At 47.3% G+C, this 17,891-nt stretch carries 19 protein-coding genes; 11 read left to right on the forward strand and 8 right to left on the reverse strand.

All coding sequences use genetic code 11. The features are described from left to right. Nucleotides 1-90: 90 nt before the first annotated feature. From G9F50_RS10950 to liaR, 7 genes are all read left to right on the forward strand, one after another. The gene (locus G9F50_RS10950; RefSeq protein WP_060561936.1) at nucleotides 91-1,359 is read left to right on the forward strand and encodes an MFS transporter; all 1,269 of its coding nucleotides are present in this window, start codon (nucleotides 91-93) and stop codon (nucleotides 1,357-1,359) included. Nucleotides 1,360-1,525: 166 nt separating this feature from the next. Beyond that, nucleotides 1,526-1,906: a hypothetical protein gene (locus G9F50_RS10955; RefSeq protein WP_015240557.1), complete on the forward strand. Its 381-nt coding sequence runs from the start codon at nucleotides 1,526-1,528 to the stop codon at nucleotides 1,904-1,906. A 13-nt stretch (nucleotides 1,907-1,919) separates the two neighbouring features. Next, entirely contained in the window at nucleotides 1,920-2,597 is a 678-nt protein-coding gene (gene liaH, locus G9F50_RS10960) for a stress responsive protein LiaH (protein WP_007410057.1), read from the forward strand. 105 nt (nucleotides 2,598-2,702) lie between these two features. Next, entirely contained in the window at nucleotides 2,703-3,572 is an 870-nt protein-coding gene (gene liaG / locus G9F50_RS10965; protein WP_015240556.1) for a LiaG family protein, read from the forward strand. A gap of 26 nt (nucleotides 3,573-3,598) precedes the next feature. Further along, nucleotides 3,599-4,330, forward strand: a complete 732-nt coding sequence (gene liaF, locus G9F50_RS10970; RefSeq protein WP_032876580.1) for a cell wall-active antibiotics response protein LiaF — start codon at nucleotides 3,599-3,601, stop codon at nucleotides 4,328-4,330. Then, complete coding sequence (gene liaS / locus G9F50_RS10975) at nucleotides 4,327-5,409, forward strand: two-component system sensor histidine kinase LiaS (protein ID WP_012118408.1); 1,083 nt, start codon at nucleotides 4,327-4,329, stop codon at nucleotides 5,407-5,409. The genes liaF and liaS overlap by 4 nt, the downstream gene beginning before the upstream one ends. Continuing rightward, the gene (liaR, locus tag G9F50_RS10980) at nucleotides 5,387-6,019 is read left to right on the forward strand and encodes a two-component system response regulator LiaR (protein ID WP_059367854.1); all 633 of its coding nucleotides are present in this window, start codon (nucleotides 5,387-5,389) and stop codon (nucleotides 6,017-6,019) included. Before liaS ends, liaR begins: the two co-directional genes overlap by 23 nt. Before the next feature lie 41 nt (nucleotides 6,020-6,060). Here the strand turns inward: liaR and G9F50_RS10985 are convergent, their stop codons facing one another. The 3 genes from G9F50_RS10985 to gerAA are packed head-to-tail and all read right to left on the reverse strand — an operon-like array spanning nucleotide 6,061 to nucleotide 9,687. Further along, nucleotides 6,061-7,173, reverse strand: a complete 1,113-nt coding sequence (locus tag G9F50_RS10985; protein ID WP_012118406.1) for a Ger(x)C family spore germination protein — start codon at nucleotides 7,171-7,173, stop codon at nucleotides 6,061-6,063. Beyond that, nucleotides 7,170-8,270, reverse strand: a complete 1,101-nt coding sequence (locus G9F50_RS10990; RefSeq protein WP_025285244.1) for a spore germination protein — start codon at nucleotides 8,268-8,270, stop codon at nucleotides 7,170-7,172. Before G9F50_RS10990 ends, G9F50_RS10985 begins: the two co-directional genes overlap by 4 nt. Continuing rightward, complete coding sequence (gene gerAA / locus G9F50_RS10995) at nucleotides 8,245-9,687, reverse strand: spore germination receptor protein GerAA (RefSeq protein WP_012118404.1); 1,443 nt, start codon at nucleotides 9,685-9,687, stop codon at nucleotides 8,245-8,247. The genes G9F50_RS10990 and gerAA overlap by 26 nt, the downstream gene beginning before the upstream one ends. Before the next feature lie 116 nt (nucleotides 9,688-9,803). Between gerAA and G9F50_RS11000 the strand changes: the two genes are divergently transcribed. Next, entirely contained in the window at nucleotides 9,804-9,989 is a 186-nt protein-coding gene (locus tag G9F50_RS11000; RefSeq protein ID WP_003151806.1) for a YvzF family protein, read from the forward strand. 67 nt (nucleotides 9,990-10,056) lie between these two features. Continuing rightward, nucleotides 10,057-11,445 carry a class II fumarate hydratase gene (gene fumC / locus G9F50_RS11005; RefSeq protein ID WP_007410064.1) on the forward strand — a complete coding sequence of 463 codons (1,389 nt, stop codon included), beginning with the start codon at nucleotides 10,057-10,059 and terminating at the stop codon, nucleotides 11,443-11,445. 36 nt (nucleotides 11,446-11,481) lie between these two features. Here fumC and G9F50_RS11010 read toward each other — a convergent pair whose 3' ends face one another. Then, nucleotides 11,482-12,357, reverse strand: coding sequence for a TetR/AcrR family transcriptional regulator (locus G9F50_RS11010; protein WP_060561935.1), 876 nt, complete (start codon nucleotides 12,355-12,357; stop codon nucleotides 11,482-11,484). Nucleotides 12,358-12,535: 178 nt separating this feature from the next. Between G9F50_RS11010 and spxO the strand changes: the two genes are divergently transcribed. Then, nucleotides 12,536-12,700, forward strand: coding sequence for an anti-adapter protein SpxO (gene spxO, locus G9F50_RS11015; protein ID WP_003151811.1), 165 nt, complete (start codon nucleotides 12,536-12,538; stop codon nucleotides 12,698-12,700). A gap of 26 nt (nucleotides 12,701-12,726) precedes the next feature. Here the strand turns inward: spxO and cssS are convergent, their stop codons facing one another. Next, entirely contained in the window at nucleotides 12,727-14,082 is a 1,356-nt protein-coding gene (gene cssS, locus G9F50_RS11020) for a two-component system sensor histidine kinase CssS (protein ID WP_060561934.1), read from the reverse strand. Next, complete coding sequence (cssR, locus tag G9F50_RS11025; RefSeq protein WP_007613651.1) at nucleotides 14,079-14,756, reverse strand: two-component system response regulator CssR; 678 nt, start codon at nucleotides 14,754-14,756, stop codon at nucleotides 14,079-14,081. The genes cssS and cssR overlap by 4 nt, the downstream gene beginning before the upstream one ends. A 276-nt stretch (nucleotides 14,757-15,032) precedes the next feature. On the opposite strand from cssR, the gene G9F50_RS11030 reads away from it, so the two are divergent. Further along, on the forward strand, nucleotides 15,033-16,394 hold the full coding sequence (locus G9F50_RS11030; RefSeq protein WP_060561933.1) for a S1C family serine protease: 1,362 nt from the start codon (nucleotides 15,033-15,035) through the stop codon (nucleotides 16,392-16,394). 46 nt (nucleotides 16,395-16,440) lie between these two features. Here G9F50_RS11030 and G9F50_RS11035 read toward each other — a convergent pair whose 3' ends face one another. Both G9F50_RS11035 and G9F50_RS11040 read right to left on the reverse strand, forming a co-directional pair. Then, a complete protein-coding gene (locus G9F50_RS11035) occupies nucleotides 16,441-16,905 on the reverse strand; it encodes a Dps family protein (protein WP_060561932.1) in 465 nt (154 codons plus the stop codon). 89 nt (nucleotides 16,906-16,994) lie between these two features. Continuing rightward, entirely contained in the window at nucleotides 16,995-17,837 is an 843-nt protein-coding gene (locus tag G9F50_RS11040; RefSeq protein ID WP_012118400.1) for an oxidoreductase, read from the reverse strand. Nucleotides 17,838-17,891 lie beyond the last annotated feature (54 nt).

Consider the following 17,891-nt stretch of genomic DNA (forward strand, 5'->3'; position numbering starts at 1 on the left):
GGAGGAAAATGTATCTTATGCATTATTGACTGAAAAATTAAAAAATGAGATATTATAAGAAACATTGTAAAATAATGGGGGATTTGATAGATGGATACATATAATAAGAGCGAGAGCATCTGGAATAAAAATTTCACCCTTCTGTTTATCTCAAGGCTGGTTAAATTGTCAGGCGACGGTTTTGCCTTTAATTCCATTCTGTGGTTTTTAATTTTTGACGGGGAAGGCGCGATCGGCACGTCCCTGCTCATTGCGGTCACGTTCCTTCCGGAGGCGATGCTGGCGCCGATTACCGGGCCTTTTATGAAGCAGCATACGCTGAAATTCTGGATGTATTTCTCCGACCTGACGCGCGCGGCGGTCGTGTTGATCATTCCGATCTGTTACTTTAACGGTTTTTCTCCTTTATGGTTTGTCATGCTTCTCATGATTGTGCATTCAGCCACGGGAGCCGCTTATAATCCTGCATCTATCTCATTAATCCCCAATATTGTCGGAGAAAACAGCCTGCAGAAAGCGAATGCGGTCATCCAATCATCAGGCCAGATCGTCAGGCTTGCCGCCATTACGCTGAGCGGGGTGTTCTTAACATTTATCAGTCCCGCTTATTCTTTGTTTATCGCTCTTATATTCTATCTTCTATCAGGTTTTCTCGTACTCTTTATGTCATACCAAGTCCAGCATGCCAAACAGGATCCAGTCGCCGTCAGACAGCGCGGGACGTATTTCGGAAGGCTCAAACGGGGTTTCGTTCTTGTCAGGAAACACCAGATTTTATACCCGCTCGCCATCTATTGTATCTTCATGAATTTTGCGGCCGCTCCGTGGGAGGCGCTCTCTGCCGTTTATGTCGCCGAAGATTTAAACATGCCGCCGATCATCTACTCGCTTTTGAAAGCGACAGGCACTGGCGGAGCCTTTTTAATGGGTTTTATTTTGGCTAAGGTGAAGGTGAACAAATACGGTCTCCTGTTTGTGTCAGCGGGAATCATAGAAGGAGCGGCATTTTTCATCACCGGCCTCAACACTTTTCTGCCGCTCGTCTTCCTCGCCGCGTTTGCGTTCGGATCTGCCGTCAGCGCTATTAATGTGCCGGAATATACGATTATTCAGACATCTGTGGACCATGATGACCAGCCGCAAGTCTATGCCGTCATCCATATGATCTCAAACATATCCATTCCGCTCGGCGCGGTTCTTTGCGGATACGCGGCTAACGCCTTCGGTCCTGGAAAAGTCATTGCCGCCGGCGGTCTCGTTGAAGTCCTGTCCGGTCTGGGAATATTGTTCTTTACGAAGCTGGCCAAAGCCGAACGCTCAGATCTCATCAGGGAAAAAGAAGCGAGCATCAGAATATAGATTTTTCGTGAAACGCCCTGCGCCGTCCGGTGCAGCGGCGTTTTTTTATGCGAGGGTCCGGGGGCTTATACGACTCCGGTCTGATATGAAAATCAATCTCTGACTCGTTTTGCCGGCCGCGGGATTTGTTTATAGTAAAGACAAGGAAAACGAAAGGAGGATCTGCATGAATATAAATGGTAAAACGGCAGGCGGCTTTCTGCTGATTGTGTTCGGACTTTCTGTCTTTTTCGGAGGAGGCCATTTCGCATTTATCATCCCGCTGGCGATCGGAGGCCTGATGCTTTACTGGGGAATCAAACGTTTTTCAAAAGGCCGGGCGGTATCGGGTATCATCGCGGGCGTCATCGGAGCTATGATTCTCGTCGGTTCTCTTCCATTTATCGTTGCGATCGGACTGGCCGGCGCCATGGTGTATTACGGGTGGAAGATGATGAAGCAGGGCGGCTCAGACACCGCTTCCCGCCAGTATGAACCGGAAGCGGCATCACCGGGCTATCAATCCGGATTTGACTCTGAATGGGAAGAATTTCTGAAGAAAAAATAAGGAGGAAGACAAAATGGTCTTAAAAAGAATAAGAAATATGTTCGTCGCATCTGTTAACGAAGGGCTTGATAAATTAGAAAATCCGAAAGTCATGCTGAATCAATATGTGCGTGATATGGAAAGTGACATCGCTAAGGCGAAACAAACAATTGTCAAACAGCACACGATCGTCCATCAGTTTAAGAAAAAACAGGAAGACGCCTCCGAAACGGCGGCAAAACGGAAAAACCAGGCTCAGCTTGCTTTTGACGCCGGGGAAGAGGAGCTGGCGAAAAAGGCGCTGACTGAAATGAAATACCTTGAGGGAAAAGCGGCCGAACATGAAAAAGCGTATGAGCAGGCGAAAACACAGCTGGCAGAGCTGAAAGAGCAGCTGGAAACTTTAGAAACGCGCCTCCGCGACGTAAAGGATAAAAAACAGGCGCTCATCGCCCGCGCGAACGCGGCAAATGCGAAGGAACATATGAACGCTTCTTTCGACAAAATTGACAGCGAAAGCGCCTACAGAGAGTTCCTTCGAATGGAAAGCCGCATTGAAGAAATGGAAGTCCGCGTCAAATACGGCACTTCAGCTGAGGCGAACACAGAATACAGCCGCTCCCAATATTCAGACGAGGTGGAAGCTGAGATTGAAAAAATGCGCTCGCTTTCTCTGGAAAAAACAGAGCGTCAAAAAGCGGCTCATGAATAATGTGCACAAGGGAAGATCGGCGCGTTTACGCCTCTTCCCTATACGCACGTATCAATTCTCCGGCTTTTCCTTTATAATAAAATGAATGAAAAAGGATGGAACGTAATGAAGCGTAAGATTGCCAAAGGACTGATGGCGGCGTCCGTTCTGATCTGCTGTCTGTTTTTGGTGAAAGAAGTGTTTGCCGGGCGTTTTTTTCCGTTGTACGAAACAGAAGCGGAATCGGCAAGCATACCGCCGCGTGCCGTCAACAGCCTGTCGGTTTCATCGGAACAGACGGATGTAAAAATCATCGCGGAAGCGCGGAATGATATCGCGGCAAACATGACGGGACCGGCGGGGAAAATGTTTGTCCAAAGCAGGGGAAAGACCCTCAATCTCAAAGCGAAGGAGAAAGGGTTCCAATTTCTGAATCTCTTTCAGCGCCCTCTGCTGATTGTCCGCATTCCGTATGATTATCATCGGGACATCACCGTCCATACATCAAGCGGCAGCATTGCCGTCGACGGAAACAAGGGGCTGTCTCTTGCGCACCTCGGCGTCCGTTCTGTAAGCGGGAACATGTCGCTGAAGCACGTGAAGACGGATGTGTTTGAAGCGAAGGGGCTGTCGGGCAATCTCACAGCAGCAGGCCTTGCGGCAAAAACGGGGGCTGTCCGCTTATCCTCGGGACATGTCGGGCTTCAACATGTGGCGGGCGCCCTTGACGTGCGGGTCGCTTCCGGCAGTGTCGACGCCTCGCTTGAGACGGCGGATGCTCCCGTATCCGTCAGGCTTGCGAGCGGCAGCGCAGCGATCAGCCTGCCGAAAGACGGAAGTTTTACGGTGAACGCCGAGACGGCAAGCGGAAGGATTCGGCCGTCTTATTCCTTTGAGAAAACGAGTAAGGAAGGCGGAGCATTTACCGGCATGAAAGGCAGCGGCGCCAGGCCGATTGATATAAAAGTGACGAGCGGCAATATTGCACTGCAATAGTCAAGGAAAGGAGGGGCAAGCAGCTGATGGCAAAAAAACAGATTCTCGGACTTATCATCGCCTTATTAGGCGTCAGCATGTTTTTGCGTATTATCGGCATCGGCGACTTCTTGTTTTGGCCGCTCTTTTTTCTGATCACAGGTTATATTTTTAATAAATATTCCCGCGGCTGGCTCGGCTCCGTCCTGTATATCTTCGCCGCTTTTTTATTTTTGAGGAACCTGTTCAGCGCCACCTTTAACCTGTTCGGCTATGCCTTCGCCGCCTTTCTCATATACGCGGGCTACAGGCTCCTGAAAGGAAAGCGCGTGTATGAACATAAAGAGAAGAAAATCAATCTTGAAAAAGAAGAGCAGCCAAAGTCTTCCGCCCAGACGGAAAGCAGACAGCCGGACCTCCGCAGCTTTTTTATCGGCGAGCTCCGGATGATGAAGGACCCGTTTGAGCTGAATGATTTAAATGTTTCTGGATTCATCGGCGATGTGAAAATTGATTTGTCAAAAGCGATGATTCCCGAAGGAGAAAGCACGATGACCATCAGCGGTGTCATCGGCAATGTCGATGTGTACGTCCCGCCGGATATCGAAGTGTCCGTCAGTTCATCGGCTTTTATCGGCGATATGAACCTGCTCGGCTCTAAGAAAAGCGGCATGAGCCCGAATCTGTATAAAGTATCGTCTGAGTACGGCGACTCGCCGCGGAGGATTAAAATTTCAATTTCGTTATTCATCGGCGATGTGGATGTGAAGTATTTATGAGGAAAAAATTACTCGCCAATATTCAGTGGCGCGCCATGCGGATGACCGCGGGACTCAGTCTGCTCCTTTGCGCGGTGTTTATTACGCTGATGCTGCTGTATTACGGGCTTGACCCGATGCTGCTGTTTTCTTCCGGCTGGTTCGGTATTCCGTTTGTGGTCATCCTGCTTCTGGCGTCTCTTTCGGCGGGGTTGATTTCCGGTTATGTATACGGCGGCCGTCTGAAAACAAGAATGGATACACTGATTGAAGCGGTTTTGAAATTTGAAAACGGCAATTTTGCTTATCGGGTGCCGCCGCTCGGCGATGATGAAATCGGTCTGGCGGCAGACCAGCTCAACGAAATGGCCAAGCGGGTCGAGCTCCAGGTTACATCGCTGCAAAAGCTCTCCAACGAGCGGGCGGAATGGCAGGATCAAATGAAAAAATCAGTCATCACTGAAGAACGCCAGCGGCTGGCGCGCGATCTGCACGATGCCGTCAGCCAGCAGCTCTTTGCCATTTCTATGATGACATCCGCCGTCTTAGAGCAGGTGAAAGATGCGGATGACAAAATCGTCAAACGGATTCGCATGGTTGAACATATGGCGGGGGAAGCGCAAAACGAGATGAGAGCGCTGCTGTTGCATTTGCGGCCCGTCACTTTAGAAGGAAAAGGCTTAAAAGAAGGGCTGATTGAGCTGTTAAAAGAGTTCAAAGCGAAGCAGCCGCTGGATATTGAGTGGGACATCAGCGATACGGGTGTGTCAAAAGGCGTTGAAGACCATCTGTTCCGCATCGTGCAGGAGGCGCTTTCCAACGTTTTCAGACATTCAAAGGCGACCAAGGTCACCGTCAGGCTCGGCGCGAAACATCAAAAACTTCAGCTTAAAGTCATTGATAACGGGGCGGGTTTTACGATGGATCAAGTGAAAGCATCCTCATACGGCCTGCATTCCATCAAGGAAAGAGCGAGTGAAATCGGCGGCATAGCGGAAATTATCTCCGTAAAGGGAAAAGGCACGCAGATCGACGTGAAAGTCCCGATTTATCAGAAAACAAAAGGAGAGAACGAAAGTGATTCGAGTGTTACTGATTGATGATCATGAAATGGTCAGGATGGGTCTGGCCGCGTTTTTAGAAGCACAGCCGGACATTGAAGTCGCCGGTGAAGCATCAGACGGGCAGCAGGGCGTCGATCTGGCCGCAGCGCTTTTGCCGGATGTGATTTTAATGGACCTTGTCATGGACGGCATGGACGGCATCGAAGCGACAAAACAGATCTGCGCGACACTCAATGATCCGAAAATCATCGTGCTGACGAGCTTCATTGATGACGACAAAGTGTATCCGGTGATCGAAGCGGGAGCGCTCAGCTATTTGCTGAAAACGTCCAAGGCGGCAGAAATAGCCGAAGCCATCAGAGCGGCTGCCAAGGGCGAACCGAAGCTTGAATCGAAGGTGGCGGGAAAAGTGCTGTCAAGGCTGCGCCATTCAGAGAATCAGCTTCCGCATGAAACGCTGACAAAAAGAGAACTGGAAATCCTCTGTCTCGTCGCGGAAGGCAAGACGAATAAAGAGATTGGTGAAGAGCTGTTCATTACGATTAAAACGGTGAAAACCCACATTACGAATATATTGTCAAAGCTTGATGTCAGTGACCGCACGCAGGCAGCCGTATATGCCCACCGCAATCATCTCGTGACATAAGAAAAGGAGAGCGGCGCCAGCACACTCTCCCGAAGACGGGGTCATTGGGACATTCCCTTTGTTCCGAAATCCCTGATGGCGACTTTGACTTTGTATTCAATATCCGATTCACTGAAGTGATGATCCCAGTCAGAGGATATCTTTTTCCATTTATCGGGATAATGAATCCGGACTTGATCGCCTAACCCGGTAATATCCACTTTCAACTCATGCTGCATGTAATCAATGAATGCCATGACATCTGAATGAATGCTGCGTTTTACCGCGTTTTTGATTTCATTTATATAAGACTCCTTGAAAGAATCTTCTTTCGGGTTCCAATCCTCAGACAGACGGCCTTCAACAAACCGGGTTACGATAAACTTGAATTTTCCATTTTTATATTTTGTTTTTACATTATATTTGCTGGAAAATACTTCGAAGGATAAATAATGATTGTCATGCTTTGCAAACGTGACGCCTCCCTTTACCGTGCCTGTGAACAGGTTCATATTCTGGACTTGTAAAGGCGTTAAATTCGCATACCAGAATTTATTTTTAATAATGGTAGCGCCCCAGATTTCCAGTCTGCTGCCCACTTGGCGCACTTGAGGAAGGGCAAAGGTCTCGCCCTTGGCGATTTTCTCTGATATTTCCCCCAATGTCACGGGCGCCATCATCCGGATGGTGACCGAATTATTCTCCGTTAAGTCATAGATCGTATTTGACGCAGGTTCTCCCTGGTCACTGATTTTGAAAATATCTTTCGTTTTATCCGGCACCGTCATCACATTGCAGCTTCTTCTCGTACCGTTGTCCCTGATAAATTGGTTCATCAATGCGTCAAGCGGGATGTGATCCTTTAACAGCGCTTCGGAAAACAGCATGATGCGCAAGTGCTGGGAGAATGCGGGGTGATTTTTTAACGATGCCGTCCTTAAAGCTTGATGGACGGTTTCCCCGGGAGTGGAAGTGACCTTTGTCGTATTGCCTGACGACGACTGCTGGGAACTTGCTTTTTGCGGAACCAGAATCTGCTGTGTCACTTCCACATTTTCTTCCTCGGGTTTATCGAGCCCGACTCCGATTACGAGGCTCAAGTCTTCTAAATTGCGGCTGTCCCAGCAGCCGGCCAAAAGCAATGTGCAAAGGATGATTACGATGTATGTCTTCATTGCGCTTTTTTCACCTTCCTTTTCACAGCGACGACTCCAAACATCAGTAAAGGCAGCAAAAAGAAAACCAAGAAGATATAGCCGAGAATATCACTGAACAGCATCAGCTTATTAGCGTCTTTTGGCATCAATGATCCGAGGAATGTCGCGATGCCTACGAAGATGACGCCCTTTTTCTGCTTCAGCCCGAAAATTTTATTAAGAGCTGAAGTCGCGAAATATCCGTATGATACATAGGTGGCGAAAAACTGGATGATCCAGACAACAAGCAAAAAGGACTCGAACCTTTCGATAAAAAGCCCTTTGATTTCAAATGATTGAAAGAGCGCGATCGTAGGCCAGATCATTGTTTTGACATCTTGGGTGGTTAAGGCGCCGACGACGAGAACGTAGGTAATGATGTATAAAATAATCGGGATGCCAAAGCCCATGGCCGACACGCGGAATGTGTGCTTTTTATTTTTGAGGTACTCGGGGAGAAACAGCATAATCTCAATTCCCAAGAAGGAAACAGAAACGACGGTCAAGGAAGCCATAACGGGAGAAAACCCCTGCCCGAGCACCGGCCGCAGGTTATCCAGATCAAATATTTTAAAGCTGAAAGAAAACACCACCAGCAAAATAATGATCGTAATCGTTAAATAGAAAGGAAAAAGCCTGCCGATATCGCTCATGCCGCCGATAATTAAATAAACGGAACAGGCGATAAAGATAAACAGCGTGACCGGCACGGGCGTTCTTTCCAATAAAAAGAACTTGACCATTTCCGCCATCGCCCGGGCTTCGAAGCTGGCGACTCCTATAAAATAGAGACAGATCATAAGATTGACGATATTTCCCGCCCATTTGCCGAGTCCTTCATTCATATAATCAAATAATGATCCGTACTGATGCTTCTTCATAATGAGCGTATTGAGATAAATCAAAAAGATAAAGATGACGCCTTCCAGACATAACGCGATCCAGCCGTCCGGCGAATTTGCCCTTGATGACAGCGCCCGCGGCATGGTGAGGAGTCCCGCGCCGAGCATCGTGTTTGAAATCAATGCTGTCCCTTGATAGCTTGTAAGCTTATTGTGAGTTGTTTTCTGGCTCATTTACGTTTTTCGCCTCTTTTGGTTGATTTTTAATAGGGAGACGGAGAATAGAGTCGTTTGCGTTTTTTAAGCTGAAAAATCCATTCGGCGAGAAATACGGAGAACCGAAGCTTCGCTGTCTCGATAAATGAGTGTAGATCGCCAGCATAAATAAAATCATGCCGTACAGCCCGAAAGCTGCCGCGGTAAACATCGAAATGAAACGGAGCACACGGAACGACAGACCCATCCCGTACTGCGGCACCGTAAATGAAGCGAGCGCGACAATGCTGACCACGATGACCATGATGGAGCTGACAATATTCGCTTCAACGGCCGCCTGGCCGATGACGACTCCGCCCACCAATCCGATCGTCTGGCCGAGCGGGCTGGGAAGCCTCAAGCCCGCTTCTCTCAGCAGCTCTATCGTAATTTCCATTACCATCGCTTCAATGATAGGCGGGAAGGGAACGTTTTCTCTGTTCGCCGCGATGGTGACTGCAAGCGATGTCGGCAGCAGCCCTTGGTGAAACGAAACGAGGGCGATATAAATGGACGAAAAAAACAGCGTAATAAAAATAGACGTAAACCGCAGCACCCGGATGAGCGAGGCGGAAATCCACCGTTCATAATAATCATCGGGAGACTGCATTAAAATTCCTAAAGAAGCCGGAACCACCAGCGCAAACGGCGAGTTGTCGACAAGGATGGCGACGCGGCCGTTGAACAAGGCGGAAGAGACTTTATCAGGCCGTTCCGTATTTTGTATTTGCGGAAAGGGCGAATACTTATTATCCTCAATAAGCTCCTCAAGCGTTCCGGAATCCTGGATGTCGTCCATCTTCACTTCGCTGAGGCGCTTTACAACATCGCTGACGACAGACGGGTCCGCCTTATCATCTATGTACATGACCGTGGCGTATTTTAACTTATTTTCTCCGATCGGAACCTTTTTCGTTTTCAGCTTCGGATGGTTCGTGCGCTGCCTGATCATGGCGACGTTTGTATCAGAATCTTCTATGAAGGCGATTTTCGGACCTCTTACGACCTTTTCGGATGTGGGTTCATTCACGCTTCTTTTTTCTCTTTTTCCCGTGGACAAAATGTATACGCTGTCAAGTCCGTTAATAAACACGGCGCATTTTCCCCGCAGAATGGAGATGACGGCTTCCTTCGACGTAAAGACGGGACGGGCGTCGATCTTATCAAGACGTTTCGTCACCGTATCCAGCGTCAGAGTGTCTTCCTCCTGAAGCAGCGTTTCAATCGCCTCTTTTATTTTGTCTTCGTCGTTCATTTCACTCAGATACATATAATAAAAAACAAGCCCGTTCGGAAGCATCTTTTTATTTTGAACCAGGTCATCATTCTGCTCTACGTGGGGAAGCACCAGTGCCAGATTAACGTGTATGTATTCCTTGAATTCCGATTGCGCCATCGACAGTCACCCGCCTTCCAATCCTTAATTGAGGTTATCTTTTCCTGTTAAAAAAATGATATACTATGATAAAGTATTTAATGGTACAAGTTTTTTTATGAAAGCGGAGGAGAGATGTGGCACAAGTCAGACTGGCAGGAAATGCCGAAGAAATTGAACAGCTCATCAAATCATTTGAAGCGCATTACGAAGTGGCTTACACGTCGAAAGAATACCGTAAAACAAATCCGAAGTATAAATACTCTAAGGATTCGCGCGTCTATCTTGAGCTGAAATTAAAAACGGCCAAGGCCGAAAAATAAAAAGGGTTTCATCTGTTACTGGCGAATAATACTCAGGGTGAAGCAACTGTTATGGAGGGATACATAAATGGACTACAGAATTGAAAAAGACACCATGGGAGAAGTTAAAGTTCCGGCAGATAAATTTTGGGGCGCTCAGACACAGCGCAGCAAAGAGAACTTCAAAATCGGTTCAGAAAAAATGCCTCAGCGTGTTGTGAAGGCGTTTGCAATATTGAAAAGAAGCACAGCGATCGCCAACGAACGCCTCGGCAACTTAGAGTCTGAAAAAGCACAGGCGATTGCCGCTGTATGTGACGATGTTTTAAACGGCAAATACGACGATAACTTTCCGCTCGTTGTCTGGCAGACGGGAAGCGGCACGCAAAGCAACATGAACATGAATGAAGTGGTGGCCAACCGCGCGACTGCTTTATTGAAAGAAAAAAATTCCGAGCTGAAGATTCATCCGAATGATGACGTTAACCGCAGCCAAAGCTCAAACGATACATTCCCGACGGCGATGCACGTTGCTGCGGTTCTTGCCGTATATGAGCAGCTCGTTCCGGCGCTTGATCAGCTGCGCGCGACGCTTGATGAAAAAGCGAAAGCTTATCAGGATATTGTGAAAATCGGACGCACGCATTTGCAGGACGCCACTCCGCTGACGCTCGGACAGGAAATCAGCGGCTGGGTATACATGCTTGACCGTTCGAAAGAAATGATTCTTGAGTCAACGGAAAAAATCCGCGCGCTTGCCATCGGAGGCACGGCAGTCGGTACGGGAATCAACGCCCATCCGCAGTTCGGTGAATTCGTTGCGGAAGAAATCACAAAAGTAACGGGGCAGACATTCAAGAGTTCGCCTAACAAATTCCACGCGCTCACAAGCCATGATGAAATCACTCACGTTCACGGCGCGTTAAAAGCATTGGCTGCCGACCTGATGAAGATTGCCAACGATGTCAGATGGCTGGCAAGCGGCCCGCGCTGCGGAATCGGCGAAATCGTCATTCCTGAAAATGAGCCGGGAAGCTCTATCATGCCGGGCAAAGTCAACCCGACGCAAAGTGAGGCGCTGACAATGATCGCCGCGCAAGTGATGGGAAATGACGCGACAATCGGATTTGCGGCCAGCCAAGGAAACTTCGAGCTGAATGTCTTCAAACCGGTTATCATTTATAACTTCCTGCAGACCGTGCAGCTGCTCAGTGACGGAATGAATTCCTTCCATGACAAATGCGCTGTCGGTATTGAGCCGAACCAAGAGACGATTCAGGAAAATCTCTCTAACTCATTAATGCTTGTTACGGCGCTTAACCCGCACATCGGTTATGAAAACGCCGCGAAAATCGCCAAGCTTGCCCACAAAGAAGGCTTGACGCTGAAAGAAGCGGCATTACAGCTGAACCTTTTGACAGAAGAACAATTTAATGAAATGGTGCGTCCGGAAGATATGGTGCACCCGAAAGCATAAAAAGAAAGAACGGCTGCAGTCATTGCGGCCGTTCTTCTAAATAAACTGCTGTTTCAGTAAAAATCTGAGCTGTTCTGCATCTTCAGCCAGCAGGTCGGATTCCTTCAAATTCAAAATCATTCCTTTGATGATTGCCGGTTTCGGCGACTTTTTCTTCATTTCCGCTTCCAGAATATCCAAGCTCTCGGTGAATTCAGATGCTTGCGCCTTGTCCATCGTGCCGATGTGCGTACGGAGGGTCTGCAAGATCGATTGGCTTAAAGGATCGGGCTGCCCGTTATGAAGGGGCCCAAACAGTGAGCTTGCCTCATCAAGAGAAATAAACGCTTCATCATGTCTGTCCGCCATTCCGTTTACGATGTCATCAATTCTGTGAATCACGGTATTTGCCAAAAGCGAAGGCTGTACGGACCGGCCGGTCAGAATGAGATATTCAAGATACATCTGACTGATTCCTTCTATTAAAAAACAAAGCTCGGCTGTGTATGGTTCAGCTTTATCTCCGTAAATCGCAAGAAGACTGTCGATATGAAACTGCAGGATCGACCGGCGGATTCTCTTTCCGCACTGCGCCGCTTCTTCGGTATAAGGAAGTGAACCGTCTTTCATCTGCACGGTAATAAAATCCTGATGGGCGAGAATCGATTCGTAAAACACCGCAAGCTGTTTTTGGTAAGCGGCTCTCGGACTGTCACCCTCCGTTTGGATCGTCGTGATTCGGGTAAACGTTTTATCATAGTAGTAATTCAGCATGGATAGAAGCAGTGCTTCTTTGGAAGGAAAGTAAAGATAAAAAGCGCCTTTTGAGATTTTGCATTCATCGGCGATTTCCTGAACCGATGTAGATTTGTACCCTTTTCGGGCAAACAGTTTAATTGCTGCTTCAATGATCAGCTTTTCTTTTTCCTTCAATGCTTCCACCCTTTCGGAGCCAGGAGGCTGGCTTGTGCTTCTCATGTATGACTATATGGTCATATTGATATTCCGTAAATTTAACCTGATTGTAACTTGTTTTTTTGTTTTGTTTTATTTATATTATAAAGTGAGCTGACCGAATGGTCAAAGTTCTGGCGAAAGGGTGAATCTGAAAATGAAAGAATTAGATGAAATGATCAGCCGCTTGCGAAACAGAGGAATTAAAGTCGAAAAGGTGAAATATCCGAAAAAGACAATTTGTGAAAAGAAATGGGTTCATCAATGCCAAAAACCGCTGAAAGCAAACTACAGAGATTTTAACGGCTATTCCTTCACATAAAAAAGACTGCAATGAAACACTACAGTCTACTTTGGTATGATAATTCGGTAGATTACACCCGATTGGTCATTTTCAATTGAAATTGATGCTTTATGCAGGGTTAAAATCCGTTTTACGATGCTGAGTCCTATGCCGAACTCGCCTTTCTTCCCTTTATTAAAAGGCTCGTACAAGCTGGATAGCATCTCATCCTCAATCGGAGGCCCGTCATTTTCAACCGTCATGACAATCTGCTGCTGATTTTGGCTGATCCGAATGTGAATCGCCGTTTCTGCATAGCGGATTTGATTTTCGAGAATGTTTTCAAGAAGTTTGCTCCATTGTTCCGGATCACCGGGCATTATTAATGCATCCTCTGTTTCAACGATCCACGATAATTCCTTCCGGGCCCATTTGAGCCGTTCAATGACTTCTTCCGTGACCTTCACAATGTCAAATGTCTCATGGTGCACCCGCTGCTTCATTAAATAATCAAGCTTCGTTAAATATAATAAATCCTTAATTTTCTTCTCAAGTTTTTCTGCTTCGCCTTCAATGACATCAATTGTGGTTTCCAGATCCCCCTTAGGAAAAATCCCGTCCTTTATTGATTGAGTATAGCCCCTTATCACCATGACAGGCGTTTTTAAATCATGAGAGATATTTTGCAGGAGCGTTCTTTCCGTTTCATCCTTTTGCACCAGCTTGCTCCGCATGTCTTCAATGGTATGGCCTAATTTTCCGATTTCGTCTTTTCTGTCGACGATGACCGGATCATCCCAATCCTGTTTTGAAATCCGTTTGACATGTTTCTCTAAGGAAACGAGCGGGCGCGAGAGATATTTGGCAAGCCAAATCGCCGGAATCCAGCTTAACAAAATCACGCCGGCAATGATAAAGAGCAGCTGCTTGAACAGGGTGAATGCCAGATCATCACGATAAGAATCAAGGGCGTAAGACAGCATCATCGCATCCTGGCCGTTAATGGTAAGCCCTTTTTTAATGACGAAAAATACTTTTTCACCGCTGATATCCGCGCTGTATCGTTTCGTGACGCTGTGCTGGCGGCCCGCGAGCTTGTACACCTTATGGATAAAGGAAGAAGAAAAGTAGTTCAAGTCTTTGTCACTGGCCGATTCCTCCCGTTGCGGCAGAAGAACGTGCTGAACGGATCGGAAAGTCGTCGGCGCGGTCGCATCCTCGCTGTAATATCCCCGCTCGATCGACCCGGGCAGCCGGTACTCCGTCAGTACATGCTGTTCATTTTCAATGGTCGTATACGTTTCATCCGTGAAAAAATTACGCAGCGTATTTGAGAACAGCACGAGAAGCAGAATCGAAATGGCTAAGAGGATGCCTGAGATGACCACCCATATTTGAAAAGCAAGCGGCTTATTTTTCATGACGTCATCATCCTGTAGCCGAATCCGTAAATGGTTTCAACCTTTAACCCGGGCATTTTTTTTCTCAGCCTCCGCACAAGATCATCGACCACCCGGTCAGTGCCGAAATAATCATGGCCCCATATTTTCAGCAGGATATCTTCTCTGGAAAAGGGGTGTCCTTTATGGTGAAGAAATAAAAGCAGCAGATCAAATTCCTTAGACGTCAAATTGACCAGGCTGCCGGTTTCATCATAAACCTCTCGGGCATCTTCGATCACATTGTAGGAAGAAACGGTGATGCCGGTTTTTTTGGGAGCGGGCTGTTCTTTATACACGAGCTCCAGCAGCTTCTGGACCCGTATAATAAGTTCTCTCGGCAAAAAGGGCTTGGCGATATAATCATTGCTTCCAAGCTCCAACCCGAGGACTCTGTCAATATCGGCATCCCGCGCTGAAATGAAAATAACCGGCACATCGGGATCTTTTTCTTTTATTTCTTTTATCAATGTATAGCCGTCCGTATCCGGAAGCATGATGTCAAGAATCCACAAGTGGGGAGACGGCTGCATCTGCTTTCTGGCATCTTCGCCTTTTGTGAAAGATGTAATGTTCCAGCCTTCATTCTCTAAATATTTTGTGAGCAGTTCATTCAGGTTATCCTCATCTTCAACTAGATAAATGGTGTATGACAAGGCATTTCACATCCTTTCAACGTCATTATACTAGTTTTAACACACTCAAGCCGCATTTTCATAATTTCACATATTCTTTTCATTTTTATCCCACAATGTTTGTTTATGATGTGTATAAGGGAAGAAAGGAAGAAAAAAAGCGGGGAAGATAACATGTTCAAACACATTTTGTTTTGGAGCTTTGCTTTTCTCCTTATTATTGGGACAATAGAACTTGTACATGCGATGAATATGTAATCGATAGAATGAAAACATGCTGAAGGAGTGTGCGTGAATATGAATGATCATCGAGATGACGGCAGAAGCCGCGATCAGTCAGATCTTTCACATACGGAACAAAACAGAAATGAACAGCAGCAGATCAGCCATCAGGAGCCCGAGCTGCTCGAAGGGCCCGTCTCGAAAGAAGCGGAAAACGAGACGGCAGCCGGTACGGAATTTGAAAAAACGGCTGCCGTGAAAAAAGAAAAAAAACGGAGAGCCGCTTGGCTTAGCCCGATTTTAGGCGGCATTATCGGCGGCGGCCTCGTGCTTGGCATTGTGCCAAACCTGCCGAGTGAGCAGCATAAGACAGAAGCCGTTTCTGATACGAAACAAGTTCAGTCTTCGAATTTTACGTCAACGCCTTTGAAAAATACCTCAAGCGTAGCGGATATGGTGGAAGACTTGGAGCCTGCGATTGTCGGAGTGTCCAACTACCAAGCTTCGCAAAGCAGCCAGTTCGGACTTGACGGCGGTTCAAGCTCTGAAACGGAGAGCGGCACGGGGTCAGGCGTCATCTTCAAAAAAGACGGCGAAAAAGCGTACATCATTACAAACAATCATGTCGTAGAAGGGGCGAACAAACTGTCGGTCACTCTTTACAATGGGAAAACCGAAACGGCAAAGCTTGTCGGAAAGGATGCCATCAGTGACTTGGCTGTATTGGAAATCAGCTCGTCCAATGTCAAAAAAGCGGCCAGCTTCGGGGATTCCTCCAAGCTCCGCATTGCCGATAAAGTGATTGCCATCGGCAACCCGCTCGGCCAGCAGTTTTCCGGCACCGTCACACAAGGTGTCATCAGCGGGCTGAACAGAACGGTAGACGCCGATACATCCCAAGGCACAGTGGAAATGAACGTGATTCAGACGGATGCGGCGATTAACCCCGGAAACAGCGGCGGCCCGTTAATCAACTCAAGCGGCCAAGTTATCGGGATCAACAGCATGAAAGTCAGTGAAAACGGCGTGGAGTCACTCGGCTTTGCCATTCCGAGCAATGATGTAGAACCGATAGTCGACCAGCTGCTTGCAAAAGGAAAAGTCGAGCGCCCATTTTTAGGTGTGCAGATGATTGACATGGCGCAAGTGCCGGAAACCTATCAGGAAAACACGCTCGGACTGTTCGGCGACCAGCTGTCTAAGGGTGTTTACGTAAAAGAAGTGCAGTCCGGCTCGCCGGCTGCGAAAGCGGGCATCAAATCAAATGACGTCATTGTACAATTGAACGGCAAAGATGTCGGCAGCAGCGCCGATATCAGACAGATCTTATATAACCAGCTGAAAATCGGCGATAAAACGACTGTTCAAGTTCTCAGAAGCGGAAGCAAAAAGACGCTGAACGTCACATTAACGAAACAAACTGAAAGCGCAAGCTGAACGCATAAAAAAAGCTGAACCTGCAACTGAGGTTCAGCTTTTTTCGTTATTCTCCCAAGTAGGCTGACAGCATCCACACATGCTTGTCCGCTTCTTCAACTAATCCGACAAACAGGTCGGCAGTTGACGGGTCATTTTGTTCCTCGGCGATGCCGATGACAAATTTTGATTCGCGGCTGATTTGTTTATAGTCTTGAACCAGTGATTCCACCATTTCAGAAGCCGTTTTTTCCTGACCTTGATCCGTAATGGAAGCTTGTTCAAGGTAAGCGTGTAAAGTCGCCGCAGGCTGTCCGCCGATGGCCAGAAGTCGCTCTGCGATGGCATCCGCCGTTTCCGCCGCTTCGTTATACAGTTCTTCAAATTTTTCATGAAGCGTAAAGAAGTGCGGGCCTTTTACATACCAATGGAAGCGGTGAAGTTTAGAGTAAAGGATAAACCAGTTTGATAATTGTGTGTTCATTGATTTCTCAACAAGAGTTTCAGTTTTTTTCGCGTTTTGTGTATTCATATTCATCGTCCTCCCTGTGATCTGTTAATTTAATTATATCACATATCAAATAAAAATCAATACTAAATTATAATGATTATAATTTAGGTTTAAGTGAACAGCTTTTTCTTTATAATCGATTCCCAGGCGGACCACGGAAAGAGTGAGCGGAAAGCCAATGTCAGCTTAACGCCCCTGCCGATCGGATACCGCAGTTTCTTCAGCCTTTTCCTTTGTGCCAATTGATAAATCAGCTCCGCTACGTCATCAGGATCCCCGCTTTTGGATGCGTTGGCTTTGAAGTAAGCTTCGATTTGCTGATAATAGCGGTAATAAGGCGAATCTTTGCCGGGTGCCGTAAGATGATTGGAGAGAGATGTCTCCCATATAGACGTTTTATAGGAGCCCGGTTCTATTAAAGCGGCATCAATTCCTAACGGCAGCAGTTCGAGGCGCAGGCTCTCTGTAAACCCTTCAACCGCGAATTTGGAAGAGACATACGGAGATAGAGCCGGGAAACCGGTCAGTCCGCTGATACTGCTGATATTGAAGATTTTCGCCCCGCTATGTTTTCGCATATAAGGCAGCACGGTTTTTGTGACGTGAATCAGACCGAATACATTTGATTCATACTGCTGTCTGTAATGTTCCATCAGCACATCGTCAATAAACCCCCCGTACGCAGTGCCGGCGTTATTGACGAGCAGGTCAATCGGTCCGAAACCGCTGATGGTGTTCCCGAAGTCAGACACCGACTGCTCATTTGTCACATCTAAAGAAACGACCGTAACATGTTCGGATGCACCCGCTTGAGCGGCGGCCTCTTTCAGTATTTCAGCTTTCTCCGGCTGTCTGGCTGTTGCGATGACGTGATAAGACCGGGCGAGCTTCAGCGCTGTCAGCAGCCCGAATCCGCTCGTCGCGCCGGTTACAATGGCAATTTTTCTGTTCATAATAATCCTCCCCGTTTGTTCTTATCTCATAGTGTATAACATCTCGCGGAAAGA

It is taken from the genome of Bacillus sp. EKM206B (assembly GCF_011066015.1).
Classification (GTDB): Bacteria; Bacillota; Bacilli; order Bacillales; family Bacillaceae; genus Bacillus; species Bacillus velezensis.

What these genes read in the sequence shown, in the direction of transcription:
- G9F50_RS10950 (WP_060561936.1), top strand. Translation starts at nt 91, where the DNA reads ATGGATACATATAATAAGAGCGAGAGCATCTGGAATAAAAATTTCACC.
- G9F50_RS10955 (WP_015240557.1), top strand. Translation starts at nt 1,526, where the DNA reads ATGAATATAAATGGTAAAACGGCAGGCGGCTTTCTGCTGATTGTGTTC.
- liaH (WP_007410057.1), top strand. Translation starts at nt 1,920, where the DNA reads ATGGTCTTAAAAAGAATAAGAAATATGTTCGTCGCATCTGTTAACGAA.
- liaG (WP_015240556.1), top strand. Translation starts at nt 2,703, where the DNA reads ATGAAGCGTAAGATTGCCAAAGGACTGATGGCGGCGTCCGTTCTGATC.
- liaF (WP_032876580.1), top strand. Translation starts at nt 3,599, where the DNA reads ATGGCAAAAAAACAGATTCTCGGACTTATCATCGCCTTATTAGGCGTC.
- liaS (WP_012118408.1), top strand. Translation starts at nt 4,327, where the DNA reads ATGAGGAAAAAATTACTCGCCAATATTCAGTGGCGCGCCATGCGGATG.
- G9F50_RS10985 (WP_012118406.1), bottom strand. Translation starts at nt 7,173, where the DNA reads ATGAAGACATACATCGTAATCATCCTTTGCACATTGCTTTTGGCCGGC.
- G9F50_RS10990 (WP_025285244.1), bottom strand. Translation starts at nt 8,270, where the DNA reads ATGAGCCAGAAAACAACTCACAATAAGCTTACAAGCTATCAAGGGACA.
- gerAA (WP_012118404.1), bottom strand. Translation starts at nt 9,687, where the DNA reads ATGGCGCAATCGGAATTCAAGGAATACATACACGTTAATCTGGCACTG.
- fumC (WP_007410064.1), top strand. Translation starts at nt 10,057, where the DNA reads ATGGACTACAGAATTGAAAAAGACACCATGGGAGAAGTTAAAGTTCCG.
- spxO (WP_003151811.1), top strand. Translation starts at nt 12,536, where the DNA reads ATGAAAGAATTAGATGAAATGATCAGCCGCTTGCGAAACAGAGGAATT.
- cssS (WP_060561934.1), bottom strand. Translation starts at nt 14,082, where the DNA reads ATGAAAAATAAGCCGCTTGCTTTTCAAATATGGGTGGTCATCTCAGGC.
- G9F50_RS11030 (WP_060561933.1), top strand. Translation starts at nt 15,033, where the DNA reads ATGAATGATCATCGAGATGACGGCAGAAGCCGCGATCAGTCAGATCTT.
- G9F50_RS11035 (WP_060561932.1), bottom strand. Translation starts at nt 16,905, where the DNA reads ATGAATACACAAAACGCGAAAAAAACTGAAACTCTTGTTGAGAAATCA.
- G9F50_RS11040 (WP_012118400.1), bottom strand. Translation starts at nt 17,837, where the DNA reads ATGAACAGAAAAATTGCCATTGTAACCGGCGCGACGAGCGGATTCGGG.